This is a genomic window from Oscillochloris sp. ZM17-4 (assembly GCF_019599295.1).
Lineage (GTDB): Bacteria > Chloroflexota > Chloroflexia > Chloroflexales > Chloroflexaceae > Oscillochloris.
Window position 1 is genome coordinate 49398 of record NZ_JAIEWN010000028.1, and the last position, 25762, is coordinate 75159.

General features: G+C 68.6%; 25 protein-coding genes and 2 CRISPR repeat arrays. Of the genes, 9 read left to right on the forward strand and 16 right to left on the reverse strand.

The genetic code is table 11. The features are described from left to right. Positions 1-14: 14 nt before the first annotated feature. On the reverse strand, positions 15-443 hold the full coding sequence (locus K2Z83_RS18655; RefSeq protein ID WP_220596703.1) for a TIGR03668 family PPOX class F420-dependent oxidoreductase: 429 nt from the start codon (positions 441-443) through the stop codon (positions 15-17). Next, complete coding sequence (locus K2Z83_RS18660; protein ID WP_370650207.1) at positions 436-918, reverse strand: RidA family protein; 483 nt, start codon at positions 916-918, stop codon at positions 436-438. Before K2Z83_RS18660 ends, K2Z83_RS18655 begins: the two co-directional genes overlap by 8 nt. 265 nt (positions 919-1183) lie before the next feature. On the opposite strand from K2Z83_RS18660, the gene K2Z83_RS18665 reads away from it, so the two are divergent. The 5 genes from K2Z83_RS18665 (at position 1184) to K2Z83_RS18685 (ending at position 4514) form a co-directional block, all read left to right on the forward strand. Then, complete coding sequence (locus tag K2Z83_RS18665) at positions 1184-1417, forward strand: hypothetical protein (protein ID WP_220596705.1); 234 nt, start codon at positions 1184-1186, stop codon at positions 1415-1417. Beyond that, the gene (locus K2Z83_RS18670) at positions 1390-2490 is read left to right on the forward strand and encodes a hypothetical protein (protein ID WP_220596706.1); all 1101 of its coding nucleotides are present in this window, start codon (positions 1390-1392) and stop codon (positions 2488-2490) included. Before K2Z83_RS18665 ends, K2Z83_RS18670 begins: the two co-directional genes overlap by 28 nt. Positions 2491-2790: 300 nt before the next feature. Beyond that, positions 2791-3210 (forward strand): DUF3224 domain-containing protein, encoded by a 420-nt coding sequence (locus tag K2Z83_RS18675; protein WP_220596707.1) that lies wholly within the window; start codon positions 2791-2793, stop codon positions 3208-3210. A 6-nt stretch (positions 3211-3216) separates the two neighbouring features. Beyond that, complete coding sequence (locus tag K2Z83_RS18680) at positions 3217-4230, forward strand: tyrosine-type recombinase/integrase (protein WP_220596708.1); 1014 nt, start codon at positions 3217-3219, stop codon at positions 4228-4230. Positions 4231-4310: 80 nt separating this feature from the next. Beyond that, entirely contained in the window at positions 4311-4514 is a 204-nt protein-coding gene (locus K2Z83_RS18685) for a DUF4287 domain-containing protein (protein WP_129686292.1), read from the forward strand. 29 nt (positions 4515-4543) lie between these two features. On the opposite strand, the gene K2Z83_RS18690 is transcribed toward K2Z83_RS18685, so the two are convergent. Both K2Z83_RS18690 and K2Z83_RS18695 read right to left on the reverse strand, forming a co-directional pair. Further along, a complete protein-coding gene (locus tag K2Z83_RS18690) occupies positions 4544-4972 on the reverse strand; it encodes a TIGR03668 family PPOX class F420-dependent oxidoreductase (protein WP_220596709.1) in 429 nt (142 codons plus the stop codon). Continuing rightward, entirely contained in the window at positions 4969-5184 is a 216-nt protein-coding gene (locus tag K2Z83_RS18695; RefSeq protein WP_220596710.1) for a PhzF family phenazine biosynthesis protein, read from the reverse strand. The genes K2Z83_RS18690 and K2Z83_RS18695 overlap by 4 nt, the downstream gene beginning before the upstream one ends. A 110-nt stretch (positions 5185-5294) precedes the next feature. Here K2Z83_RS18695 and K2Z83_RS18700 point away from each other — a divergent pair, with 110 nt between their 5' ends. Then, positions 5295-6059: a class I SAM-dependent methyltransferase gene (locus tag K2Z83_RS18700; RefSeq protein WP_220596711.1), complete on the forward strand. Its 765-nt coding sequence runs from the start codon at positions 5295-5297 to the stop codon at positions 6057-6059. A 570-nt stretch (positions 6060-6629) separates the two neighbouring features. Here the strand turns inward: K2Z83_RS18700 and K2Z83_RS18705 are convergent. Further along, positions 6630-7400: a DUF4058 family protein gene (locus tag K2Z83_RS18705; RefSeq protein WP_220596712.1), complete on the reverse strand. Its 771-nt coding sequence runs from the start codon at positions 7398-7400 to the stop codon at positions 6630-6632. A 586-nt stretch (positions 7401-7986) separates the two neighbouring features. On the opposite strand from K2Z83_RS18705, the gene K2Z83_RS18710 reads away from it, so the two are divergent. Continuing rightward, positions 7987-9483, forward strand: coding sequence for a transposase (locus tag K2Z83_RS18710; protein WP_220596713.1), 1497 nt, complete (start codon positions 7987-7989; stop codon positions 9481-9483). A 350-nt stretch (positions 9484-9833) separates the two neighbouring features. Further along, a CRISPR array of direct repeats spans positions 9834-10465; the repeat unit is 37 nt; unit sequence GTCTCCGTCCCCTTGCGGGGTGTGGGCTGCTGCTGAG. Between the two features lie 139 nt (positions 10466-10604). On the opposite strand, the gene K2Z83_RS18715 is transcribed toward K2Z83_RS18710, so the two are convergent. The 11 genes from K2Z83_RS18715 to K2Z83_RS18765 all read right to left on the reverse strand — a co-directional run bounded on the left by K2Z83_RS18715 (position 10605) and on the right by K2Z83_RS18765 (position 20737). Further along, positions 10605-11858, reverse strand: a complete 1254-nt coding sequence (locus K2Z83_RS18715) for a CRISPR-associated ring nuclease (RefSeq protein ID WP_220596714.1) — start codon at positions 11856-11858, stop codon at positions 10605-10607. A 12-nt stretch (positions 11859-11870) separates the two neighbouring features. Then, on the reverse strand, positions 11871-12905 hold the full coding sequence (locus K2Z83_RS18720; RefSeq protein ID WP_220596715.1) for an RAMP superfamily CRISPR-associated protein: 1035 nt from the start codon (positions 12903-12905) through the stop codon (positions 11871-11873). Beyond that, a complete protein-coding gene (locus tag K2Z83_RS18725; RefSeq protein ID WP_220596716.1) occupies positions 12902-13447 on the reverse strand; it encodes a hypothetical protein in 546 nt (181 codons plus the stop codon). Before K2Z83_RS18725 ends, K2Z83_RS18720 begins: the two co-directional genes overlap by 4 nt. After that, positions 13444-14409 carry a CRISPR-associated RAMP protein Csx7 gene (gene csx7, locus K2Z83_RS29630; RefSeq protein WP_220596717.1) on the reverse strand — a complete coding sequence of 322 codons (966 nt, stop codon included), beginning with the start codon at positions 14407-14409 and terminating at the stop codon, positions 13444-13446. The genes K2Z83_RS18725 and csx7 (K2Z83_RS29630) overlap by 4 nt, the downstream gene beginning before the upstream one ends. Beyond that, the gene (gene csx7 / locus K2Z83_RS18735) at positions 14409-15242 is read right to left on the reverse strand and encodes a CRISPR-associated RAMP protein Csx7 (RefSeq protein ID WP_220596718.1); all 834 of its coding nucleotides are present in this window, start codon (positions 15240-15242) and stop codon (positions 14409-14411) included. Before csx7 (K2Z83_RS18735) ends, csx7 (K2Z83_RS29630) begins: the two co-directional genes overlap by 1 nt. Beyond that, positions 15232-15687 carry a hypothetical protein gene (locus K2Z83_RS18740; RefSeq protein WP_220596719.1) on the reverse strand — a complete coding sequence of 152 codons (456 nt, stop codon included), beginning with the start codon at positions 15685-15687 and terminating at the stop codon, positions 15232-15234. Before K2Z83_RS18740 ends, csx7 (K2Z83_RS18735) begins: the two co-directional genes overlap by 11 nt. Then, positions 15665-16138 carry a hypothetical protein gene (locus K2Z83_RS18745; protein WP_220596720.1) on the reverse strand — a complete coding sequence of 158 codons (474 nt, stop codon included), beginning with the start codon at positions 16136-16138 and terminating at the stop codon, positions 15665-15667. Before K2Z83_RS18745 ends, K2Z83_RS18740 begins: the two co-directional genes overlap by 23 nt. After that, entirely contained in the window at positions 16135-17379 is a 1245-nt protein-coding gene (locus K2Z83_RS18750; protein ID WP_220596721.1) for an RAMP superfamily CRISPR-associated protein, read from the reverse strand. The genes K2Z83_RS18745 and K2Z83_RS18750 overlap by 4 nt, the downstream gene beginning before the upstream one ends. Next, positions 17376-18152, reverse strand: a complete 777-nt coding sequence (locus tag K2Z83_RS18755; RefSeq protein ID WP_220596722.1) for an RAMP superfamily CRISPR-associated protein — start codon at positions 18150-18152, stop codon at positions 17376-17378. The genes K2Z83_RS18750 and K2Z83_RS18755 overlap by 4 nt, the downstream gene beginning before the upstream one ends. Then, complete coding sequence (locus K2Z83_RS18760) at positions 18142-19614, reverse strand: hypothetical protein (RefSeq protein ID WP_220596723.1); 1473 nt, start codon at positions 19612-19614, stop codon at positions 18142-18144. The genes K2Z83_RS18755 and K2Z83_RS18760 overlap by 11 nt, the downstream gene beginning before the upstream one ends. A 232-nt stretch (positions 19615-19846) precedes the next feature. Further along, a complete protein-coding gene (locus K2Z83_RS18765) occupies positions 19847-20737 on the reverse strand; it encodes a CRISPR-associated ring nuclease (protein WP_220596724.1) in 891 nt (296 codons plus the stop codon). Positions 20738-20771: 34 nt separating this feature from the next. On the opposite strand from K2Z83_RS18765, the gene K2Z83_RS18770 reads away from it, so the two are divergent. Beyond that, on the forward strand, positions 20772-21944 hold the full coding sequence (locus K2Z83_RS18770; RefSeq protein ID WP_220596725.1) for a CRISPR-associated protein Csx3: 1173 nt from the start codon (positions 20772-20774) through the stop codon (positions 21942-21944). A gap of 12 nt (positions 21945-21956) precedes the next feature. Beyond that, the gene (gene cas6 / locus K2Z83_RS18775; protein WP_220596726.1) at positions 21957-22814 is read left to right on the forward strand and encodes a CRISPR system precrRNA processing endoribonuclease RAMP protein Cas6; all 858 of its coding nucleotides are present in this window, start codon (positions 21957-21959) and stop codon (positions 22812-22814) included. 151 nt (positions 22815-22965) lie between these two features. Continuing rightward, a CRISPR array of direct repeats spans positions 22966-25761; the repeat unit is 30 nt; unit sequence CTCAGCAGCACCCAGCGCCCCTCCGGGGGA. The last annotated feature ends 1 nt before the right edge of the window (position 25762 follow it).

A 25762-nucleotide genomic window follows, 5' to 3' on the forward strand; every position in this document is an offset into this window, starting at 1 on the left:
CCGGGTACGCATCGCTACGCGGTCGCATCCGCCGTCCGCCAGCTCCGCAGCCGCGCGACCTGCACAACAATCAGCGGTCGCCCGGCGAGCGGCATCGCCGTGTACTGCGGGTACTTCCGCTGGAGCAGCGCGAGACCGGCGTCGTAGTCCTCGCCCGCCATGATCACCGCCGCCCGCCCGCGCAGCTGCACCCAGGACAGCTGCTGCCAGTCCTCGTCATAATGATCGACCACGACGGCCACCTGGTCGTTCGCGGCGATGTTTTTCACCCGCTGGAGCCGGTCGAGGGCGACCCGCTTGGGCTTGCCGCCCAGCGGCGTGTAGAGCAGGTTCCCGTCGTAAACAAAGACGATCGGCACGACGTGGGGCTGGCCCTGATCGTCCACGGTGGCCAGCCGGGCAACCCGCGCGGCCTGGAGCACCTCCTGTCGCCAGTCAGTCAATCGCCACCTCGGCCTCGATCTTGACCGGCAGCTGGAAGGGCAGCTCGGCCATGCCCACCGCCGAGCGGGCGTGCGCGCCACGCGCGGGGCCGTACAGCTCCAGGATGAGATCCGAGAACCCGTTGATCACCTGCGGCTGCTGGGTGAAGCCCGGCGCCGAGCAGACCATCCCGAACACGCGCAACCAGGCCGTCACCCGCTCCAGATCGCCCAGCTCGCGCTTGAGGCTGGCCAGCATCGATAGTGCGGTGAGCCGGGCCGCCTGCTGCGCCGCCTCCAGCGAGACATCGGCCCCGACCTTGCCGAAGGGCGGGGCGAGGCTGCCGTCGGGCAGCTGCGGGCCGTGGCCGGAGATGATAGCTCGACCGCCGTGGACGCGGACGAAGGCGAAGGGCAGCCGCACCCCGGCGGGGGCGGGCGGGGTGGCCGGCAGCACCAGGCCGATGCGTTGGAGGCGCGCCTCAATATCCCGCACGAGGTAGATGGTTTCACTGCCCTTATCAGGCTGAATGCCATCGATAGAGAGGATCACGCCACCGTTCGCATGGGCTTGAGCTTGCCAAGCATGGTCGTCGGCAATGGATTGACTGGCGCGGAACAGCGTGCAATAGGCATCAAAGAGATAGAGGATCTCGCGGCGCGAGATCGTCACCCCGAGCGGGCTCAGCCGCGCCTGAAACGCCACATCAGGCGGGGCGATTGCGCGGGGCTGGTATACTCATGGGCGGGAGGAGAGCCACATGAGCGACGAACTGCGCGCGCCGAACCGACAACCTGCCGCCGACTCAGGCGCGGTGCTGATGACCAAGCTGACGCCACCGCCGGTGCGCGTCGGCCTGGTGCCCCGGGCGCGGATCGCCGCCATGCTTGTGCAGCAGTCCGCCAGGCGCATGCCCACCTCGGTGCCGACGACTGGCCCGCCTTCGTCCGCAGCTGCCAGGCATACGTGCTCGCCAACGGTGTCGATCCGCTGACGCCCTATGAGGCACTGCTCACCCCGACCGACCTCCGCCGACTCGCGGATGAGTCTTACGATGCACAGCTCCGCTGGGACGCCTGGGACTACACCCTGGTCGGGCTGAGCGGGGTGCTGGCCGCCCTTACCGACGTGCTCCTGGTGGGGACACCCCAGACGAGCCCGCTCACCACCTGGATCAAGACGTACAGCAGTGCCACCGCGAACGACTGGTTCGGTCGGTGGGCACGGGCGCTGGAGACGTCCTGCCAGGTGCCCTACGACGCACAGGCCGCGTTTGACGGCACGCGCATCCCAGGCATGAGCGGACGCGCCCACCGATTCCAGTCGCTTGGGCACGACCCGGTGCTCGGCTTTGTGTTCGGGGTGCTCGACATCCTGCGCGGCACGGTGAGCGGCTTCTCGTACGCGCATCTCCAGGGGGCGCACCGCTGGATCATGCTCCCATCAGCAGGTGCCGGCCAGGAGACCGACCTAATCGCCGCGATGCTGCGCCACCTGGGCCACCTCGTCTCCGATGTCGCCACGCCGATGGGTCTGCCCGCCCCGCTGCTCGGGCTGTTCCAAGGCATAAACGCAGGTAGCTTCGGCACGAAGGGGCATAGCGTAGGCCAGCAGATCGCCCGCTGGATGTATCTCAATGGCTACGACCTGCGTCACTTTCTTGTTGGCGGGCTCAGCCCGGCCGTGATCGAGATGATCGTGCGCGGCGGCCTGATGTTGCGGCACTACGCGGAATATGGCGAGACGCCGCTGGATATCGCGGGGCACCCCAAATACCGAACGATGCTGCTTGCCGCCCACGGCATTGCGGCGTTGGGCAACGCTGGCAAGGTGGCGCTGCTCCAGGGCAATCCGCTAGCGATCAACGTGGCCCAGTGGTACGCCCTGATCGGGTACCTCGTGCCGAGCCTGCGCTACTGGCTGTTCGACGCGCACCGGCTGCGCATGGAGCACCTGGAGCAAATCACGGAGCCGGCCTGGGATGAACTGCTGCGCAACGGCGATGCACTGCTCACGCGCGTCCTGGAGCTGAACTCCCCAGCGTTGGTTCTCGGGGCAAACACCTAACGATGGGGTGTGCGTTGCCACAGAAGGCAGTGCCGATCACACTACAGATGGCGTGATTGGCCTCCGTCTACCTCCGATATCCGGAGATGCCGACGTATGGAGCATGGCCGGTATGGAGCATGGCCGATACAACTTCATATCGGCAATGCCTCCCCGTACCATCCGGCGAGCATGGCCGATATTCTGTTGACGTGCCCGCCCATCCGTGCTATCCTGGCATGGCCGATATTTTGTAATCCCATTTCATCGGTCACTTGTGGCCACAGAAGGCTAAGCCGGTAGCCCAGGAAGGAACAGGGGATGACGACCCATGCACACGGCACCTTTGCGGTGCAGCTGACCCCGCAGGCGCTTGCTCACGCCGAGGCAGATGCCAGCCTTGGCCGGCTGTCGATCGATAAGCAGTTCCAGGGCGACCTGGTCGGAAGCAGCCAGGGCGAGATGCTCAGCGCCCGCACCGGCGTCGAGAGCTCCGCCGGCTACGTTGCCATCGAGCGGGTCACCGGTGCGCTCCATGGTCGCCAGGGCAGCTTTGTCCTCCAGCATAGTGGCACGGTGGATCGCGGCGCCCAGCAGCTAGTGATCAGCGTCGTGCCCGACTCCGGCACCGGCGATCTGGTCGGGCTGGTCGGCACGATGACTCTGGACATTGCTGACGGCGTCCACGCCTACGACCTGGTCTACACCCTCCCCGACCTCGCTCAGCGCGACCAGGAGTAGCTGTCGATGGAACTACTCCACCCAGATCTCGAAGCGTACCTCGACTCACTTGATGGCGTCACCGCCAACACCCGTCGCGCCCGGCGGGCCGACCTCGCTGGGTTGAGTCGCTGGTGGGAAGAGGAACGTGGCCGCGCCTTTGACCCGGCCCTCCTTGCCGAGCGCGATGTGCGCGCCTACCTCCAGCAGCGACAAATTGCGGACGGTGCCGCGCCGGCCAGCATCAACCGGGCGCTCTCGACCGGCAGCCGCTGCTGGGCCTGGTTGGTGCAGACCGACCGCGCCCGCGAGAACCCCTTCACCACCGTCGGCGCGGTGCCACAGGATCCGCCCGCCCCGCGCAAGCTCGACCCCAGCGCGGTTGACGCCCTGCTCCGCGCCGCGAGCGATGAGCCGGATGTGACCCTGCGCCGCTGTAATGAGGCCCTGCTGGCCCTGCTGATCTACGCCGGCCTGCGCTCGCAGGAGGCGGCAGACGTGCAGCTGCGCGACCTTGACCTCGACGGGCGCACGGTCACGGTGCGCGCCGGCAAGGCCGGCAAGTTCGGACGCGTCCCGCTCCACGCCGACGCGGTGCGCCTGCTGCGGCGCTATCTCACCGAGCTGCGCTGCCCCGACGGCCTGCCCGCCGCCGGCAGCCCCGCCGAGCGCGAGCGGCTCCTCGGCGTGGTCGAGTCCACCCGCCCAGGTCGCCCCTTCCGCGCCGGTATCAGCACCCGCACCATCCGCCACCGCTTCAGGATGATCGCCGCTCGCGCCGCCGCGCAACTGCGCGCCGCTGCCCAGAAGGAGCCGCGCCTCGACAAGGCGACGAAACTGCGGGAGGCCGCCGACGACCTGGAGACCGCCTCGCCGCACGCGCTGCGCCACAGCCTGGCCTACCGCCTGCTCGATGATGGTGCCAGTCTGGCCGCCGTGCAGCGGATCATGCGCCATAGCCGCGGCGAGCAGACCCTGCGCTACGCCACCCCGAACGACCGCGATCTGAAGGATGTGATCGACCGATCCGGAGGAGTCTAGGTCGCGAGATTCGTGCATCACATACGCGAAGCGTTCACGCTGCCGCAGCGACCGCACGCAGCGAGAGCAGAGGAGCATCGATGTCATTCCAGGCATATATCGACACCATCAAGGCGAAGACGGGGAAGACGCCGGAGGATTTTCGGCAGCTGGCTGAGGCGAAAGGCTTGCTCAAGCCAGGCATCAAAGCTGGTGAAATCGTCGCCTGGCTCAAAGAAGACTTTGGGCTTGGCCGAGGCCATGCGATGGCCATCTACGCGACGTTCAAGGGGAAAGTGGAATAAACCGGCTGCAGATCGCCGGGTACGCATCGCTACGCGGTCGCATCCGCCGCCCGCCAGCTCCGCAGCCGCGCGACCTGCACGACAATCAGCGGGTGCCCGTCGAGCGGCATCGCCGTGTACTGCGGGTACTTCCGCTGGAGCAGCGCGATGCCGGCGTCGTAGTCCTCGCCCGCCATGATCACCGCCGCCCGCCCGCGCAGCTGCACCCAGGCCAACTGCTGCCAGTCCTCGTCATAGTGATCGACCACGACGGCCACCTGGTCATTCGCGGCGATGTTCTTCACCCGCTGGAGCCGGTCGAGGGCGACCTGCTTGGGCTTGCCATCCAGCGGCGTGTAGAGACGCCGCCCGTCATACGCGAATACGATCGGCAGCACGTGGGGCTGGCCCTGATCGTCCACCGTGGCCAGCCGGGCCACCCGCGCGGTCTGGAGCACCTCCTGTTGCCAGTCGGTCATACCCTCCCCTCCGCCGCGAGCAGTGGTGCCAGGGACGCGTTGAGCGCCGCGTAGCCCGCCGGGCTGAGGTGCAGCTCGTCCTCGGCGTAGGGGGCGATGGCCTGCATGGTGGGGGCGTCGAGCGGGTCGGCGTCAAAGATCACCGCGCATGGGTTGCCGCCGAGCGGGCGGTCGGTGAAGGCGTCGACGAGCACATAGGGATAGGTGGGCATCGGCTTCTCCCAGATCGATCATCCGGCTGGCCCTATCCTACCACGGCTCGCGGCGGCCCAGGCGTGCTATCCTGCACGAGACACGACGTGCCACATCAGGAGGAGATCGCGTGCCCACAGACGAGGAGTTTGATCAGCTGGTGGCCGCCGCCGAGGCCTACCGGATGGAAGGCTGGGACTGGAGCGCCCTCGCGGGGCGCTATGTAGAGACACCGCCGCCCTGGGACGAGCGTGCCAACGTGATGGCCGCGCTCCCGCAGGCCCGCACCCTGCTCGATATGGGCACCGGCGGCGGCGAGTTCCTCAGCCGCCTGGCCCCGCTGCCGCCCGAGACCTGGGCCACCGAGGGCTACCCGCCCAACCTGCCCGTGGCGCAGGCCCGGCTCTCCCCGCTCGGCGTACGGGTGGTCGCGGTCGATGACGAGGCCCAGCTCCCACTGCCCGACGCCCACTTCGATCTGGTGATCAACCGCCACGAGTCCTTCGACCCAGGCGAGGTGCGGCGCATCCTTCGGCCGGGCGGCACCCTTCTCACCCAACAGGTCGGCGGGCAGGACAACCGCGAGCTCAACGCCGCCCTCCAGGATGTCGTCACCCTCAGCTACGGGAGCTGGAGCGCGGCCACGGCGGCCGCGCAGCTCCGCGCCGCCGGGTTGGAGGTGGTGGAGGAGCACGAGGCGCTCAGCCCAGGCTATTTCCACGACATCGGCGCAGTGGTGATGTACCTGCGGATCACCTCCTGGCAGATCGCCGACTTCGCCGTACCGGCATATCGCGCGCGGCTGCTGGCCCTACACCGGCGCATGCAGGCCGAGGGCGGCCTGGCGACCCACGTCCACCGCTTCTTCGTCGCAGCCCGCCGGCCAAGTGCCTGATGGCCTCTGTGACGAGCGCGGCCAGTCGGCAGGTGTCAGTGAAGCAGGATGAATGTGATGCGCTCGGCAATGCCCCCTAGCCGAAAAGTCCCAACTGCGCGCTAGGCCCTTCACGCTGCGCCGCCCCGGTGCTATACTCAGACCCAAGCCCCCCCGCACTGGCGGGGATGGAACGGCTACTCTCCATCTGCCGTCAGGCTGCGCCCACACGGCCGGGCGCCCTGCCGAGACCGGCGACCTTCCTCCTGAGCCTTGCCGCCTCTCGCCCAGGCCCGCCTCCCCCGCCACGGTGTGGTCGGACGCATGATGAAGCTCGCCGTTACTCCCTGTACCAACCGGGTGGCGTGTACGCTGACAACCTGGGGCAACGCCGGCCACTAAGGGTGAAGGCGTCGACGAGCACATAGGGATAGGTGGGCATCGGCTTCTCCCAGATCTATACGTCCGGTTGGCCCTATCCTACCACGGCCCGCGGCGTATCCTGCACGAGACGCGACGCGCTCCATCAGGAGGTGATCGCGCGCCCGCAGACGAGGAGGTTGATCAGCGCCTCGCTGGCACCCAGGCGTATCAGCGTAGCCCAGCCGCGCGGAGCAGGTCATCGGCCCAGGCAGAATTATCGCCCGCCAGGGGCGGGTCGGCGGGGTCGGCGTAGCGCAGGCGCAGGTCGTAGCCGCCGCGATCATACAGCGCGCGCAGCAGCGCGCCAAGATCGACCGCGGGCTCCGCGTCGCCGGGGAGCAGCGGCAGGGCGAAGCTGGGGATGGCCTGGCGGACGCCGAAGGGCAGCAGCAGGGCGCGCGGGCGTCGGTTGCCCCGGCTGATCATGATCCGGTAGTCGCTCTGGCCGGCCCAGCCCGAGACCGGCATGGGCGCGCCGGCCCGCAGCAGGTCGATCTCGACCAGGTGGGTCAGCGTGCCGATCACCGAGCGGCGCGTGCGCAGGTAGAGGCCGCGGCCCTCGCCGGGGCGCTTGTTGGTCGGCGAGAGGATCTCGACCAGGGTGACGACCTCGCCGCTGGCCGAGCGCACCTCCAGGTAGGTCTCGCGCACCTCGTCGGGCATATCGACCGAGACCACCACCCCGCCGGACTCGGCGCGCTCGGGGTCGGGGTCCGCCGCGCCGTAGGCCGGGCCGACCACCGCCACGTCGGCGCGCCCGGCGAGCAGCAGGTCGCCCGGCTCGACGGTGTAGGTGCGCTCCTCGATCGCGACATAGTAGCGCGGGCGCAGCTGCGGGGCCAGGTCGTCGCGCAGGGCGACGATCAGGCTGTTGTGGAGATCGGGCCAGATGGCCGGCTGCTCCAGGTAGGGGTCCATCCCGGGGAATGGCGTCTCCATCGGTGTCCTCCATGCGCGATTGGAGATATTGTAGCACGCCTGGGCGAGTGGAGAGAAGCGATAGTGGAATGATGTCTCCGTCCCCTCGCGGGGTGTTGGCGGCTGCTGAGACCGCTGTGCCGCCGACTGCTGAGCGGGGAACACCCCCGTCCAGCTGGAAATCCTGTCGGAGTCTCCGTCCCCTTGCGGGGTGTGGGCTGCTGCTGAGTTACTAAGATCAGCCACATCGGCTCGACAGAGATCTTGTCTCCGTCCCCTTGCGGGGTGTGGGCTGCTGCTGAGAACTAGCTATGGCTGTGACATCGAGAGACATCCCCGCAAGTCTCCGTCCCCTTGCGGAGGGGTGCGCTAAACATAAGATTCGCGTCGCCGAGCGACGGTGGTTCGGTTCGGGGCGACGGCAGATCGCCGCCGGGCGCTCCTTGACATAGGATTCGCGTCGGTTGGCCGCCAATCGCCGTCGGCCGGCGACGGCAAATCCCTGGGCGGCGACGGCGGTTCTCGATCTCCCGTCGTTGCGTGTGGGGCTCCAGATGCGGTAGGATTCGGGTATCACCACCAAACCACCGCTACCTGGAGCCCCTCTATGGTAGTCCCATTTCACCAAACGATCAACCGGCTTATCGCCCGCTTCCGCCGCCCGCCGACCCCGCCGCCCGCCGTGTCCGAATCCCCCTGTCCGCTGGCCCAGCCCGACGCCGTGCTGCCGGCCTGGGTCGCCGACGACCCCGTCGTCCTCAAGTACCGCGCCCTGCTCGGCGACCTGCCCTGGGGCCAGTTCCCCGAGCGCCCCGCCGACCGTCCCTACCCCGGCCCGACGCCCCAGCCGCGCGTCTCCTTCGCCGCTGCCTACCTGGTCAAGCTCCAGGAGGACAAGCGCTTCATGAGCGACCTGCGGACGTACCTGATCGAGCACCCAGCCCTGGTCTACTGGCTGGGCTTCGCCCGTGTCCCCGACCCGAGCGCGCCCCACGGCTTCGACGTGGCCGCCAGCGTCCCCAATCGCCGCCAGCTCAGCAGCGTCCTGCGCCACCTCCCCAACCCCGCCCTCCAGTTCCTGCTCTCGGCCAGCATCGACTTGCTCAAGGCGACCCTTCCGCCCGACCAGCAGGCCACGTTTGGGGACATCATCGCCGGTGACACCCAGGCCATCCTCGCCTGGGTCAAGGAGAACAACCCGAAGCAGTTCATCAAGGAGGGCCGACTCGACAAGACCCGCCAGCCTGCGGGCGACCCCGACTGCAAGCTTGGCGTCAAGAAGCGCCGTAACGCCGCTGTTGAGGATGCGACGGGCCATGATCATCCTGCGCCCACCAGCGACGCCAAGCCCGCGACCAAGCTGCAGGTCGGTGTGGACATCCTCTGGGGCTACGCCTCCGGCATCGTCGTCACCCGCCTGCCCGACGGCACCGAGGTCGTGCTGGCCGAGCGCACCCGCCCGTTCAATGAGGATGACATCACCCACTTCTTCCCCTTGATGGCCCAGGTCGAGGCCCGCCTGGGCCGCCGGCCGCGCTTCGGCACCTGGGACGCCGCCTACGATGCCCACTACGTCTACGACTACTTCGACCAGGCCGGCGGCGTCGCCGCCGTGCCCTTCAATGGCGGCGGCCAGCGGGCCAAGCGCACCTTCGCCCCGGATGGCAGCCCGTTGTGCGCGGCCGGTCTGTCGATGCACCTGCAGTTCACCTACCAGCACCGGGTGGGGCTGGTGCCACACGAGCGGGCCAAGTACACCTGCCCGCTGCTCCAGCCGACCGTGACCGGCGAGCCCTGCCCGTGCGCCGACCCGCATTTCGCCAAGGGCGGCTGCAGCTCGACGATCGCCAATACCAAGGGTGCGCGTATCCGCCACGAGCTTGACCGTGAGGACGACGACTACAAGCGGCTCTACGCCCTGCGCACCATGGTCGAGCGGATCAACAGCCAGGCTGAGGCGCTGGATATCCTGCGTCCGAAGCTGCGGCGGGGCCGGGCGATCGTCAACGCCAACACCCTGCGCTACACCCTTCTGAATGTGCGTGCGCTGCTCCGCGTCCGCGCCGCCGCTGCCGCTGAGGAGGGGCAGCTGACCCAGAGCTAAGCTGCGGCGGGCGACGCCAATGATCCCCGGCTGATTCGCGCGGTGGTGGTGGTGGTGGGCAGCCAGGGGAGCGACGGACGCGCCGCCCGCTGACGACAACCGAGCGACCTGACCCCGACCTGGGCCGACTCACCCTTGGCACCGGGGCGTGACTCCCTGCGCCCAACAGCGGAAGCAGCGCCGGTGCCGCCTGTCGCCGCCCGTCGCCGCCCGTCGCCCACCTGCCGCCGTGCCACCCGCCGCCCCGATCTGCCTCGCGATGATCGCCTCCCGCGCGCCGATCTCGCCCCCACCGGCCCGATCTCGTACCTTATGTTTAGCGCCACCCGGACTCGCTCACCTTATGTTTAGCGCACCCCTCCTTGCGGGGTGTGGGCTGCTGCTGAGCCCACGGCCACCCAGGCCCCAGCGCCGGTGGTATACTAGTCTCCGTCCCCTTGCGGGGTGTGGGCTGCTGCTGAGTCATCGGTTTTCTGGCTTCTGAGCCCTGACCAGATCATGTCTCCGTCCCCTTGCGGGGTGTGGGCTGCTGCTGAGGGGCGAGCCCTACGTCCAGGCGATGTGGAGGCGCGAGGTCTCCGTCCCCTTGCGGGGTGTGGGCTGCTGCTGAGCGAACCTGTTAAGTAGCGACACGTGCAAGCAGCACGAGTCTCCGTCCCCTTGCGGGGTGTGGGCTGCTGCTGAGGCCGTACGTCAAGCCGAGCTTGGATCGGGAGTACGAGGTCTCCGTCCCCTTGCGGGGTGTGGGCTGCTGCTGAGCACGGTCAGCTGCTGGTCCAGAGCAACTACCCTGGGCGTCTCCGTCCCCTTGCGGGGTGTGGGCTGCTGCTGAGCCTACTTACCCCGATCACGCTGGAGCCGACGACGGAGTCTCCGTCCCCTTGCGGGGTGTGGGCTGCTGCTGAGCGGCACCCGCACCGGCTGCACCGGCTGCACCGGCTGCACGTCTCCGTCCCCTTGCGGGGTGTGGGCTGCTGCTGAGGGGGTCGCGTCACTGCTGGCCGACGATTCGCCTTTGTGACGCGCTGAATCACGATAGGCCAATGACCACCTTCACCGGGGCCATGTGCGATTTTGGCCGAACTGCCTACGATATGAGCAGTCTTCAGTTGTTAAGGTGGTCACCGGTGCGCCAATGAGCTGGCCCGCAGGGCGACGACCGGCACGTCGATCAGGGCGAACATGGCGTGCTCCAGCTCGTCCAGAAACATCAGCCTGGCCAGCTGGCCGAGCGGCCCGCCCCGCTCCTTCTCGACCCGCGTCAGCAGCGCGGCCTCGATGCCGGGGTCGGTGATCGTGGTGTGGTAGACCTCGCCGAGCGCCTCGGCCTGCGCCACGTAGAGCCCCACCGCCGCCATGCCTTTGCGCCCGCCTGAGATCAGCAGCGCAGGGGTGGGCTGATTCTCCATGGCCCGCGCCGCGCCGATCGCCTCGCGCAGCCCGGCCTGGAAGATGCGGATCGCCTCCGCGCTGTCGAGGTCGGCGATCGCCAGCGGGTGGGCGTGGTAGGCCAGGCCGGCCCGGCGGCAGATGGCTTTGAGCAGCTCTGCGCCGCCGGCGACCACGCCGCTCTGGCCTGGGTAGACCGTGCGCAGCCCGCTGACGTTTCGGCCCGCCGCGCGCAGCAGCGCCACCGCCTGGGTCGCCACCATCGGCGACTCGCCCAGCGGTGCGATCAGCTCGATCGGAGAGCCGCGCTCCTCCGCTGGCTCGTCCGCGCGGATGCCGCCCGGTCCAAAGATGGCGCCGTAGAAGGCGCGCGCGCGCGGGCTGATCGTGATCGGTGGCGCGCTCTCTGCGCTCGATGCGCCCAGCCAGCGCCGCAGCGCCGGCCCGTCGGCGATCCGGTGGAAGGGCAGGCTCACCAGCGTGAAGCGATCTGCGCTCGGGTTGAGCCAGTTCGCCCGCTCTGGCCCGCGCATGCCGTCCAGCGCCTCGATCGAGCGCTGCCACGCCGCGCTCTGCTCGTGCTGGTCGTGCAGGTGGTAGACCCCGCGCACGCAGCGGTAGAACTGGGCCGGCAGCGCCATCAGGGCCGAGGTGTGCTTGCGGCCGCCCGCAATGCCCAAAAGCACCTCGTCGCCGGCCTGCTCGTACGGGTCGATTCGATCGCAGAGCGTGCGCAAGAATAAGAGGCAGTCGTCGCGCGTACACGCGTCGGCGAAGGGCAGCGGCACCCCGATCACCGGCGCGGGCAGGCGCTTGTTGAGCTCGGCGCAGAGCAGATCGTAGCCCACGCCGATCCAGCGCTCGCTCTCCACGCTGGGGTAGAGGATCTCAACGCGATCAACGGGCTGGCCGGCGTGCTGGAGCACGTTGACCAGCCCGGCGACGACGATGGGCGACTCGCCCAGGTTTGCGATCAGCACGCGCATGGTGGGCACCTGTCAGGGAGTGCCGCTAATCGGGGTGGTGGGGTTGGCGTCGAACCAGGCCTCGCCGGGGTACTGGAGCTCGTGCCTGGCGGGCCAGGCCCAGATCCGGCGCAGGTCGCTGAGCGTGATCGAGCTGCGGTCATCCACGAAGCTGGCGATCCGGCCTTTGACGAAGTTGGTCAGCGCGTCGCCCGCGTAGTGGGTGATGCCCCCGCCGCCGGCCCGGTAGCGCGCCAGTCGGTCGACGGTCTTGATCCAGTTGAGCGTGATCGCGACGCTGCCCAGCCCGGCTGGCTTGGCGTAGCCGAACTTGTGCCGCATCTCCGGCTCAAGCACCATGGCGTAGAGCAGCAGGTTGAAGTCCTCCTCCAGCACGTTGTCGAAGGCGGCCTGGAAGGTGAACACGCTGCCCGTGTCGAGCGGCTGGATGTGGGTGCTCAGATCCTTGCGCGCGCCGGCCTTGGCTTTGATCGGGGCGTTTGTGGCGTGAAAGTAGAACTTGCGCCCGGCCACATACTGCCGGTTGGCGTCGAGGTACCAGATGCTGTGGCGCGACTTCGGGCCGAGCAGGGCGACGGTGTAGAACGGGGCGTGCGGCTTCGCCTGGACGCACACCGCGTCGCCGAAGTTGACGTGGCCGGCCAGGATCGGGGCCTGGTCGCGCCCGCCCTTCTCGCCCATAAAGCCGAACATGCGGCACGCGGCATCGAGCCGGTCGATATCGGACGGGCGGCGAAATGCGGCGGGAATCTTGCTGCTGTGATCATCCTCCAGGAACCACCACGCGCCGCCGCCCACGGTCTCGACCAGGTTGCGGAAGAGTCCCTTCAGCGATGAGCCGGGGATGAGATAGGGCCGATCACCGGCGGTGCTGCGCAGGAATTGCTGCGGGTCGCCCTGCTTGTGGTCAGGGAGAAAGATCGGCGTGAGGGCGGTGATCGTCGCCTCCAGCCGGCCGCTCAGCCCCTGGAAGCGCTCGTGGGTCGGGCCGGGGCGGCGCGGCCCCGGCTTGCTCCAGATGATGCGTACGAAGTCGTAGGGGTTCATAGCTTCTCCTCGCTCACGCCAGCCCAGCGTGCATAGCAGAGCGTGCCGTCTGCGCCGAAGAGCTCGTGGACATGGACGCAGGCGCGGCGCGCGGTGAGCGGCAGCGGGTAGCGCAGCACGCGCGGGATGCGCAGCTCGATGTAGGCCGGGTCGTCAGGGTCGATCCCGAGGGCAGCCCGGTCCTTCGCCTGGACGCTCTGGCCCCAGAGGAAATAGCTCGGGTCGGCGGTGTTCGATACCACGACTGGCGTGATTGTCAGCGCGCTCGGCGGCGTAACGCCACAGTAGACCACGTGGAAGTCGTTGCTGAGGCGCTCCCACTTGATCTCCTGCGCGTCGTCAAAGACCCGCCCGCGCTCCCAGGCGTCAAATGCCGTCGCCGGGTCGAGGCGCTCCAGGCGCAGCGCGGAGTCAATCGCCGCCGGGTCGAGGAAGCTGCGCGGCACCCGCTCAAGGTACATCCAGGCCGGGTCGGCCCAGGGCAGCGCGGCGATGATGTCCGCCACGCTGCGAACCGAGGTCCAGGCGATCTGCTCGCTCATGCTGCCCTCCCTGGCCGGGGCTTCTTGTAGGCCGGGAACTTCTCGATGCGCGTGACGAACTCGGCGACGGCGACCTGCTTGAGCGCCGTGAGACTGTCGTTCTGCCAGATCTGGATCGCCCGCACGCCTTTGGTCATCGTCTCGGGCGCGGGCGCCACGCTGATCGTATCGTCGGGCCAGGTGCCGTAGGAGCGATCATTGCCCAGGTATTTGCCCAGGCCCCAGATCACGCCCGCCTCGCGCCCCGGCGTCTGTCCAAGGTGGTGGGTGCGCACCTCGGCCACGCTCCCCTTCACCGCCCCCAGGCCGCGCGAGGTGCCCGAGCCCAGGCGCAGCAGCTCGTCCTCCAGATCCTCGACGACCAGCAGCAGCGCGCCCAGCTGCCAGCACTCGAAGTTGCGCAGCAGCACATCGGTGTGGAAGGTCGTCCCCGCCGTCACCACCTCAAGCTCGAATTTCGCCCCGCGATATGCGCCGCCGGTCAGCCGGTCGATGCCCACCCCGTCGCGCTGCTCGGTCGGGCGGATGGCGGCCTTTGCGTCGAGGTAGGCATCGCCGATGCTGACCCGGCCGCTGTAGAAGGTCGAGCCGAACAGCCGCGCCGCCGGGTCGGAGTCAGCGTAGGCGGTGGCGTTGTCGATCTCGCCGCCCGCCTCCTTGAGCTTGTTCTTGCGCTCTTGGAGCCAGGAGCTCACCGACTGATCCGGCCCGTCCTTCTTGAAGGGGTCGGCGACGACGATCTCGTTCGGGCGGATGGTGCGGATGATCTTCTCGATGTGGCTACGCACCACCCCCTTGAGCGACGAGCCGGGGATGAAGACCTCGGCCCGGCCGTTGCGGTAGGTCAGCACCGGCGTCATATCCGGCCCGGTCAGGGTCGCGTAGCCGGACTTGATCAGCAGCGGGCCGGTGGTGGTGATCGTTAGGGTGAAGCGGGCCTCATTCACCAGTCGCTTGAGCATTAGACAACCCCCTTCACGAGCGCCTCGATCTGTTTGTCGAGGAAGGCGTCGAAGTCGGCGATCCGGTCAAACTTCTGCGCGGGTGTGCGCCCGCGCAGATACTTGCCCAGCCGCTCGGCGCGCTTGGCCAGATTCGGCGTTGTCAGGTCGAGCTCGTAGGCCTGCGGGCTCTCCAGCAGACAGCGGCCCATCCCGCTGGAGCGCTTGCCGCCCAGGCTGAAGAACCCCGAGCGCAGCTCGCTGAGCCCCAGGCAGGTCAGGCCGAGATCCATCGGGCCGGGGTTCTCCAGCAGCAGCTCGAAGCGGAAGCGCACCGTCGGCGGGACAACCTCGTAGTCATACTTCATGCGGTCCATCGCGCGCTCCGAGTCGCGGTCAATCGCCACGCCGTCGCGGCGCTGGACGAGGTCCTCGGTCTCATCGACCAGATAGGCGTCGCTGAAGCTGGCCTTGCTGGCGGTATAGAGGGTGCCAAACAGGTGCGCCGTGGCCGGCCACTCGGCGGCAACCGCCGCGATAGTCTCCTCCTCGGTCCACTCCTCCTCGCGCCGGCGCGAGGTGAAGGTCTTCATCCATGCGCTCCCGGCGTCGATCACATCGATCTCCATGTTCGGCAGCCCGATGGTCACGGCCAGCTTCTCGACGGTGCTGCGGAAGGCTCCCTTGATCGACGAGCCGGGGATGAAGGGCTGGCCGTCGGCCCGGCGCACCACCGGGCTGTCGGTGCTGCCGAGGGTGGCGTCGCCGCCGCCCAGGTGCAGCGCGGTCCGCAGCGTGAGCTCTCCGGTGAAGAGGTAGCGGCGCTCTAGGCGCCGGAAGAGGTCAGCGTCCATAGTCCTCACTCCTCGTTGCGCCCTGGGTCTGGTAGAGCGCCTCGGCAACCAGGTGCTGGATGAACTCGCGCGCCAGGGCGTTCGACCAGACGTCGTAGATCGCGCGGGTCTCGTTTCTGGTCAGGCCGTCGGGTATCAGGTTAAATTGGGTTTTGATGCGCAGATACAGGCCGCTCTTGGGGTCGTCCAGGTAGCGGCGCACGACGGTGTAGAACTCCTTGTAGTGGGCTTCCCGCCGGCCCCAGTCGCGGTCGATCTGGTGCTTCACATAGCTGAGCAGCTCGCCCCAGGTGCGGCTAAAGGTGAGCAGGCCGATCAGCTGCTGGTTCTTCGGCAGCGCGTAGTCCACCTGGTAGCGCCGCAGCAAATCGGTGGCCTCCGGGTAGAGATAGGCGTCGCTCAGGTGCGCCACCGTTCGCTCATCAATCTGCGTCGTCTGAGTCATCGTCACCTGCCTTCCCCTGCTGCAAGACGGCAAACTCGTACTGGGCGGCAAGCTGGGCGACAAAGCCGCGGATCAGGCGGATGTAGATATCCTGGCGCACGTAGTCCCTGAACTCATCCCCCGCCTTTTGCGCTTCCTTTTCCTTTTCGACCATATCGGCCAGCTCTTTAAACACTCCGTCGCGGCGCTGGCGCAGATCGTTCTGGAGGAATCCCAGCACCGCAGCGCCAATATTCCCCGCGCGCCACTCCTTGTGCCGCGCAGTACGCAGCTTGAGGTAGTCGAGCACATCGCTCACCTTGCGCGTGCTGTTGGCGATGCTCTCCAGCCCGCTGATCTGCGCCCGGCGCAGGCCGACGGCCTGCTGTCCCAGCGCCTGGGCGCGGTCGTAGACGGCGTCGTGGTCGAGCTCCTTGGCGACGGCGCGGATAATCGTCATACTCAGGTTCATCGCAGTCTCCCTCCAGCGGAGTCGAGGTGGAACCGGTCGGCAATGCTGATCGCGCCATAGCCCTCGGCCCGGCGCAGGCCCAGCCCCGCCTGCTGGAGCCGTAGCAGCGCCGGCCAGTCCGCGAAGGCGGCGGGTAGCCGGAAGAGAAAGACCGCGCCCATGCTGATCGCCGCCATATCGGCGCGCGGCAGCCCGAGCAGCGTGTTCCAGCCGCGCACTCGGCGCACCCCCGCAGTGTGGTAGACCAGCTCGCTGTCGAGGATGCCGTGGGCCGCCAGATCGCCTGGCGCAAGGCGCAGACGGGAACGCAGCAGGTCGTCGTAGAGCAGCGCATCGCTGGTCAGGGTGATTGGCACATAGACGCCTGCGGGCAGATCAATCTGGTGCTGGCGGGCCGCCTCGCCGAGCAGCTGCTGGAAGCGGCGCACGCGCTCGGCCAGCGCCGCCGCCGTATCGCCGGCGTACTCCATCAGGCGGGCCTGGACGCGCCCGAAGCCACGGGTGCGGTTGTTGCCCAGGCGCAGCATCCCGCTCTCGACCAGATCCTCGACAAATATCTCCAGGCGGTCGCGCAGCTGCTCACCCTCAGCCTCGTCATCGGCGATCGTCCAGCAGCCCCAGAAGACCGAGCGCTCCGGCAGCACCTGGGTGCTGTAGAGAATCTCCTGCTGCACCGTCCCGGTGCGGTAGTTGATCCCCGTGCGCGTGCGCAGGTCGGGGGAAAGCCGGGCCTTGCCGATCTCGTCGAGCTGGAGGCCCTGCCGGTAGAAGCCGCTGATCCGATCCAGGTCAACCTCGACCGTATCGCGCCGGAGGCGCCGGGTCGGTTCGAGCAGGTCGGCGCGCGACTCGCCGCTCAGCGCGAAGAGCGCCATTGGCACTAGCCCGTCGGTCACGCCGTCGCGGCGATCCCGGGCGTGCTGTCCATCGAAGCGAAAGCCGCCGAAGCGCTTGCCCGAGCGCGCCGTCGCCGGGATGGGCGCGACCGGCAGCTGCTCGGATCGGGTCAGCGACTCGGCCTCAAACGTGGCCGGGTAGGCGTTGCCGAAGACGACCCGATCCTCCAGGAAGAAGCGGGCGAACTCCTGGGGGTTGCCGCGCAGGCGCTGGTGCGCCTCGGCGAGCGCGCCAAGCATGGCGGTGCCGGGCACATAGCGGTTAAGCTCCGAGGTGACCAGGTCCACGCCGTCGCGAAACGAGAGCGGCGTCTCGGCGGTGAGGTAGAGGCGTAGCTGCATCATTGCCCCCCCTCAAGATCATCGAGGCTGAGCTCATAGATCTCGAAGTCGCTCAGGTCGCCCATGTAGGCGTCCGCGTCCGCCGCCGCGCCATTGACCGTGAGCGAGCGGATGCTACAGGTGACGCGCCCGGCCCCGGCCGAGGTGTTCGCGCCGATGCGCTCCAGGCTGAAGACCGCCGCCAGCAGCAGGGTCAGCGTGTAGCTGCGCTCCGGGGCGGAGACCATCGGCACGCGCGGCACGTGCCCGTAGATCCCGCCGTCGAAGCTGAGCTGACCGACGCCATACTCGCTGGTGAAGAGCAGCCCGCGCCGGGCGGTGCCGGTGCGCCGTGACATGCTCACCTGGGTGCGGGCCTCGGTCGGCGAGATGGTGAGTCGAGGGCGGCGCGGGTTGCCGATCGTGAGGAAGTCACGATCTTCTTCGCAGAGGAGGGCGTCATCGAAGAAGACCGCGCCAGGCGCCACGCGCGAGCCGAAGATGCGGGCCACAATGTCGCTGCGCGGCGCAAACTCGCCCACATCGTCGTCGCCGAGGGGGTGCGGGGTGCGGGCGGCGACTCCCAGCATGGCGGCGATCTGGGTGGCCTGGTCGCGCAGGACCCCCTTCAGGGTGGAGCCGGGCACGTAGGGCATGCCGTCGCGCTGACGCGCGACCGCCCGGTGGACGAGGCCGGCGCGCAGGCCGGTGCCAAAGTGAAAGGGGCTGGTGAAGTGCAGCCGATACCGCACATCGATCCGGTCGGTCTGCGCGCTCGCGGGCTGCTTAGGCTGCATCGGCATCTCCTGGCAGGAAGTCCCATATCTCGGCGAGATCCGCCAGCGGCGTGCGATAGGTCTCGCGCTCGCCGCCAACCTCCGGGTCGGTCTCACGGGTGATGGCAAAGGGGAAGGAGATGTTGCGCTCACGGACGCCGCCGAGATCCTGGACACAGGCGACAACCGCCCTGCGGCTGCGCTCGCCGCGCCAGTGGACGAGGATCTTGAGCGAGTCGAGCATGGCCTGGCGGTACGACGGCTGAAAGACAGCCTGGTTGAGCGCCGCGAGCTTGCTGCGCGGGACATCGCGCAGGATGTCGCTGCGGTAGCGCACCAGCTCGCGCAGCAGCGCCGGGGTGTAGGGCCGCAGCGTGCGGACGATGCGCCGGCTTTCGCTTTCGTGGGTCGTCAGGACAGAGCGGTGGAAGGCCTCGAAGGCCAGGTGGTTCGCGCTCGACACCGCCAGGAAGTTGATCAGCCCGCCCGAGGGCGTGCGCAGGGCGCCCTCGCGCTTGGCGAAGCGCAGGGCGCTCTCGGCCAGCTCGCGCCAGACGGCGAAGGGGTAGCGCTGGTGCGCCCAGACCACCGCCGCCGAGAGGGTGAGATCGCGTCCGAGTTTCTGGTTGCTGAGCTGGGCAAACTGCTCCACCAGGGTGAGGGCGGCGGGGATGCCGTGCTGGGCCGGGACGGCCAGCACAATATCGTCGCCGCCCAGGATGAGCCGATCAAACTCGTGCGACTTGAGGTCACGCGTCGCGGCGATCGTCGTCTCGCGGATGATCTCATAGAGCGTGCGCGCGGTCGCGCCGATCTCGGGGAAGGTTCGGCATGCCTCAAGCACCTTGCCCATCCCATCGCCGTCGGCGACCACCAGGGCGAAGTAGCCCTGGGGGCGCGAGGAGGCGGCGATCTCCTCGAAGCTCTCGGGGATCGGCTCACGCCTCGCGTCGGCCTCGCTGCGGATGGCCCGGTTGCGCGCGCGCTTCAGCCGGCTCACCTCGCTGATCAAGGTGCCTTCAGCCTGGTCGAACACCGCCGCGTAGCGGGCGTCATCGACCGCATCGTAGCGAATGAGCGGGTGGCTGACCGAGGCGAGGTAGGGCGGGTTGCGACTCTTCGCCGCCGCGAGCCGGTCGCCGAGCAGCCGCCACAGCGGGCGGATGTCGTCCGTCTGGAGATTAAAGCCATCCGGCAGGGGCAGCTCAACCCCCGTGATCGTCGCCGCGCCCCCGCTGGCCTCGGCGTAGGCCTGGCGCACGCGCGCGATCGCCGCCTCGGCCTGGTCGCTCGGCAGCGCGAAGAGCGCCGACCCGCCGGCGGTGTAGGCCTCCTGCGCATCGGCGCCGACGAGGCCCGGCAGCTGAACGCGGTTGAGCTGATCGAGGATGCTGCTGGCGCCCCGGATGTCGCGCAGGGCATCGGACGCGAAGACATAGTCCTTAATGCGATCGGTGTCGAAGGCAACAAGCGATTGGTTCATCGCGCACTCCGTGCAACCTGGGAGGGCTGGAGCCGTGGACGCCCTATGAACCCCCTGATGCACATGATCAAGCCGAGTTTGCTATGACACATGCAGGCCGACGCCTGCCACGCCATGCCGTCTATGCTACCCTAGCCTGCGGGCACGCGGATTCGACTCGAATCGCATCACGAGTCGAGTCGAGTCGCGTTCGACTCGGACGATGCCTTGCTACACTACCAGGGGGGTGACGCTAGGCCAGCGGCTCAGATCGTGCGTCGAAAAAGGCGAGGAACTTCTCACGCAGCCAGCGGGCATCGGCGCGCGTGTCGAGCGGCAGCTCCCAGGCGATCGCGCTCTCGGCGAAGATCTGTTTCTTATGCGCATGCACCGTGCTGATCACAATGCAGAGCCGCGCGCTGATCTCTTGGACGGTGACGCCCTCGACCAGCAGCTGCAGCACCTCGCGCTGCCGCTCGGTCAGTCGCGCGTAGACCTGCTGGCAGCGCGCCTGATCCGGCGCGTCCATGTCGCGGCGACGGCGGCTGATCGCGCTGCTGAAATCGGGATCGCGCTGCGTGCGCAGGGCGGGGAAGAGATGGCCCCAGGGCTCAACCGGGACACGCACCAGCTGGGCGTCGGCGTGGTCGGGCAGGTGCATCAGGCTGCCCTCTGCCGTGCGGGCGCGGATCGCATCGGACGAGGACAAATGCCAGATCGCATCGGATCGGTCGAAGTAGAGCATCGCCGCCGAGAGGGCCAGCATCCCGAGCAGACGCCGACCGCCAGAGATGCACAGGTGGATCTGGGCGTCGGTCGCTTTGAGCTGGCGGATGAGGGTCTGCAGCGTATCCAGCGCGCCGGTCACCGCGCGGTCGGCCCGCAGGTCGCTGGCGGCCTGCGGGCCGACCGACACCACCAGCGGGCGGAAGCGGATGTGCTGGCCGGCGTAGCACTCGCCGCGAAACTCATCGGCGACCTGACGCAAGGCCCGGCCATAGCGCGGCTCTGCGGGCGAGAGATGCACAATGATCGCTTCGGTGATCGGCTCACCCTGGGCGAGCAGGCGGTCAAGGGCCAGCGTCACAATCTGGGGCTGTCCGCCGAGCGTTGCCACATAGACACACGGGTGAGCTGTCGGCATCGTTGCACACCTCCAAACATGTGAGGGAGAGTCGATGGCACCACTATTTCCCGCGATCCTCGTCGGTGGCCCGCCGCACTCGGGCAAGAGCATGCTGGTCTATCGCCTGAGCCAGGCCCTGCGTCAGCGCGGGGTCGCCCACTACGCGCTACGGGCCAGCCCCGATGGCGAGGGCGGCTGGAGCTACGAGTCAGATCCCGCCATCGCGACGGCGCTACGGCGCCGGGCGAAGACGGACTGGACGCCGGATCTGGCCGTCGCGCTCCGCCAGGCGATTGCCGGGCGGCACCTGCCCTTGCTCGTGGACGCGGGCGGCAAGCCATCCGCTGAGATCGAGTCGCTGGCCGCCGTCTGCACCCACGCGGTGCTGATCGCCGCGCAGGATGGCGATCTCGCGCCCTGGCGGGCGCTGGTTGAAGGCAGCGGGCTCGTGCTGGTTGCGGATCTCATCTCGGATCGCTACGGGGTCTCCTCCATTATAAACGCTACAAGTGTGATATACGGGGTCATTTCCGGCCTTACTCCTGAATTGTCACCCGCAGGCCCCTGTTTTGATGCACTGGCCAGCCGGATTGCGCAGATCTGCGCCTACAGCGCCGACGAGCTCTACCGCAGCCACCTCGCCCTCACCGACATCGAGCTGGTGCTGCATATCGAGCGCGCGATCTACCCGCTGCCGCCGCGCGACGGCAGCGCCTGGCAGCCGGACGATCTGCCCCCGCTGCTGGACAGCCTGCCCGATGGCGAGCCGCTAGCCGTCTACGGCGCGGGGCCGACATGGCTCTACACCGCGCTGGCGGCCTTCAGCCACCCGCAGCGCTTCGAGCTCTTCGATGCGCGCTACGGCTGGATCAGCCCGCCGATACTCACCCTCGGCGGCGATCCGCGCGACGCGATCATCAGCATCGCCGCACGCACTGACCGACCCGATCTGACCCGCGTGGAGCTGGCCCTGCCGCGCGGCTACATCGAGCCCGAGGAGATCGCCGGGCTCGCCCTGCCGGCGGTCGCCGCCGGGCAGGGCCTCGTGCTCGACGGGCGGCTGCCGAACTGGCTGTGGTGCGGCCTCGTGCGCGCCTACGCCGACGCCGCCTGGGTGGGCATCTACCGCCCGCGCGACAACGACGCCGTGATCGTCCACACCAACGATACCGCTTCCCGCCCCATTGGGGGGCTGATACCTCTGGCGTTCCTCCGCGACAAGTGAAGGGAGCATTTCATGCCGACCGCCCTCGTCTTCACCCTGCGACCGAAGCACGCCGCGCGCGTGCCGAGCGGCATGGGCCGGGTGGCCCACGCCATGGTGATGGAGCTGATCGCCGCCAGCGACCCCGATCTGGCCGCGCGGCTGCACACCGCCAACGAGCTGCGCCCGATCACGGTGAGCAACCCGCTCAGCCGGCCCGACACCGGCGGCGAGAGCCACGTGCGCCCGGAGCGCAGCCAGCGCCTGCGCGTCACCCTGCTGACCGCCGAGACCGAGGATCTGGCCGACGCGTGGCTCGCCGCGCCGCCGGAGGAGCTGCGCTTCGGCGGCGTGGACTGGGCGGTCGAGCGGATCACCGCGCGGGCCAGGGCGGACAGCTGGGCGGGCGGGGAGAGCTACACCCGCCTGATGGAGCAGGCGCTGCAGCGCGCCGAGCGCGGCCCAGGGCGCTGGACGCTGGAGTTCAGCTCGCCGGTGAGCTTCCGCCAGCGCGGGCTGTGCCAGCCGCTGCCCACCCCCGAGCTGGTCTTCGGCAGCCTGCTCGACCGCTGGAACGCCTGCGCGCCGCTGCCGCTGCCGGGCGAGGTGCGGCGCTACGCCGCCGAGAGCCTGGTCGCCAGCAAGTTCGACCTGCGCACCGGCATCGAGGTGAGCAAGAACGGCGTGCCGCAGGTGGGCGTGCTGGGCCGCTGCACCTACATCGCCCGCGAGCACGACCCGCTGCTGGCCGGCTGCATCGAGGCGCTGGCGCAGTTCGCCTTCTACAGCGGGATCGGCGCGGGCACCGCGCGCGGGCTGGGCCAGGCCCGCGCCATCGCCAGCGGCGACCGCGCGCCGGCCCCTGGCCGCGCGCGGCCCGCCGTCGCGTAGCGCACCGATGCCCGCCCAGACGGCCGGCGCTGGCTGAACTACCCCGCAATTGGCCGTACCTTACCAACTGATATAGCAAAGCCAGTCATTTGACAGCGCGCGTTTAGCTCGCCCTGACGCGGCAAACGCGCAGCGCGTGTGACGCGAGGCCCTCAGCAGCACCCAGCGCCCCTCCGGGGGACGGAGACATAATTTTAAGTTGATATGATTTTTATTAATTTTACTCTCAGCAGCACCCAGCGCCCCTCCGGGGGACGGAGACGCGATCCGGAGGTACCATGTGTATGATACCTGTCCGCTTCTCAGCAGCACCCAGCGCCCCTCCGGGGGACGGAGACAGGGCGCCGATGGCGCCCCAGTTTCGGAGTCTCATTCCTCAGCAGCACCCAGCGCCCCTCCGGGGGACGGAGACCGCCACCCAGGGGCAGCGGGGCGGGCTGTGGCGCGGACTGCTCAGCAGCACCCAGCGCCCCTCCGGGGGACGGAGACCCGGGTTATCGATGTACTCCGACTTGAGGAAGGCCGTGCTCAGCAGCACCCAGCGCCCCTCCGGGGGACGGAGACATGGGCTTGAATGCGAGGATGAGGTTCATCGCTTCAATCGCTCAGCAGCACCCAGCGCCCCTCCGGGGGACGGAGACAAGTCATCCTGCAGGCTCCACCATCCCGTCTCGGCCCAGGCTCAGCAGCACCCAGCGCCCCTCCGGGGGACGGAGACGAGATGGGCGCCTTCGGCGCCCGGATGAGGTCGACAACTCAGCAGCACCCAGCGCCCCTCCGGGGGACGGAGACATGGTCGCGCTCTGCAGCACGACCTCGGTCATCAGCGCTCAGCAGCACCCAGCGCCCCTCCGGGGGACGGAGACTTGTGTTGGGGGGCACAGCCTGCCCCCCTGTTCCAGTTCTCAGCAGCACCCAGCGCCCCTCCGGGGGACGGAGACCGTGATGCGGACGACGATGCCGGGGCTGATCCAGAACCTCAGCAGCACCCAGCGCCCCTCCGGGGGACGGAGACAGGTTCCCCTGCTCGTCACAGACCGCGCCCTGCTCGTCTCAGCAGCACCCAGCGCCCCTCCGGGGGACGGAGACTTCCCAACACCACCGACGTAGTCCAACTTGAGCCAGAGCTCAGCAGCACCCAGCGCCCCTCCGGGGGACGGAGACGGGTGAGCTCGGGACGTTCCCAAGCTGTGTGACGTTGCTCAGCAGCACCCAGCGCCCCTCCGGGGGACGGAGACCATGTTGCCTGTGGCGATTGTGACCTGGTAGATGTCGACTCAGCAGCACCCAGCGCCCCTCCGGGGGACGGAGACAAGGCTAGGGGGTTGGCGTCGGACTCGCCGGCGTTGTCTCAGCAGCACCCAGCGCCCCTCCGGGGGACGGAGACATGCTAAGCATGCTCCCATGCTCAACACATGTCTGACCCTCAGCAGCACCCAGCGCCCCTCCGGGGGACGGAGACACGTTGCTGACTCGGGCTGTTCGGGGCGTGTAGCAAGGCTCAGCAGCACCCAGCGCCCCTCCGGGGGACGGAGACCTCGACAGCAACTTTTGCCCAGGCCGTAAGGCTGTCGCTCAGCAGCACCCAGCGCCCCTCCGGGGGACGGAGACATGATCAGCTCGGTCAACACCACATCCGCATCTGTGGTCTCAGCAGCACCCAGCGCCCCTCCGGGGGACGGAGACAGTGGCGGTTCTCACGAACCGTTGTCGTGCCCACCACCTCAGCAGCACCCAGCGCCCCTCCGGGGGACGGAGACAGATGTCAGCCTTATCACCCTTGATCCGCTCGCCCATGCTCAGCAGCACCCAGCGCCCCTCCGGGGGACGGAGACTCAATCTGCCGCTGGGCGTCGTCCTGCAGTCGCTTACGCCTCAGCAGCACCCAGCGCCCCTCCGGGGGACGGAGACTAGAGCGGGGCAACCGGCAAGCACAGTGATGCCGACCTCAGCAGCACCCAGCGCCCCTCCGGGGGACGGAGACACGGACAGGGCAAACGTCTTGCTAGTCATCTCAAAATCCTCAGCAGCACCCAGCGCCCCTCCGGGGGACGGAGACACACTGGCCAGGATGACATAGAACGCCACCATGGAACTCAGCAGCACCCAGCGCCCCTCCGGGGGACGGAGACGCGGCCGGGGCCCCATACAGGCGGCCGGAGTAGCTAGTGCTCAGCAGCACCCAGCGCCCCTCCGGGGGACGGAGACCCGGTGGTGTCGACACTAAAGTTAAACTCGGTTGGCGCTCAGCAGCACCCAGCGCCCCTCCGGGGGACGGAGACTCTGCTCGGCAAAGCCGAGCTTGAGGGCCTCCTTTACCTCAGCAGCACCCAGCGCCCCTCCGGGGGACGGAGACCCCCTGGCGAGCGACCAGTCTAAGCTGGTCGAACTTGCTCAGCAGCACCCAGCGCCCCTCCGGGGGACGGAGACCACTCGGTGCACTATTTTCAAATACGTAGTACCAGACCTCAGCAGCACCCAGCGCCCCTCCGGGGGACGGAGACGTTGCGGAATGGCTCCTCCCGGACATTGCTGTTAGCAGCTCAGCAGCACCCAGCGCCCCTCCGGGGGACGGAGACGCCCGGCTGCGTCGATTGCGCCGCGAGCCGCTCAATAGTCTCAGCAGCACCCAGCGCCCCTCCGGGGGACGGAGACATCGCGGCCCCGAAGAGGCCGATCCCTGCGTAGCCAACTCAGCAGCACCCAGCGCCTCTCCGGGGGACGGAGACTAGCACCGCTCCTGCACGTTCACCCCCACGCCCATACCTCAGCAGCACCCAGCGCCCCTCCGGGGGACGGAGACAAAGCGCAGCATATGACGCGTCATCGTGCGGCGCATGATCCTCAGCAGCACCCAGCGCCCCTCCGGGGGACGGAGACGCGAGATCCCTCAATGGTCCAACCGGTCAGATACCCGCTCAGCAGCACCCAGCGCCCCTCCGGGGGAC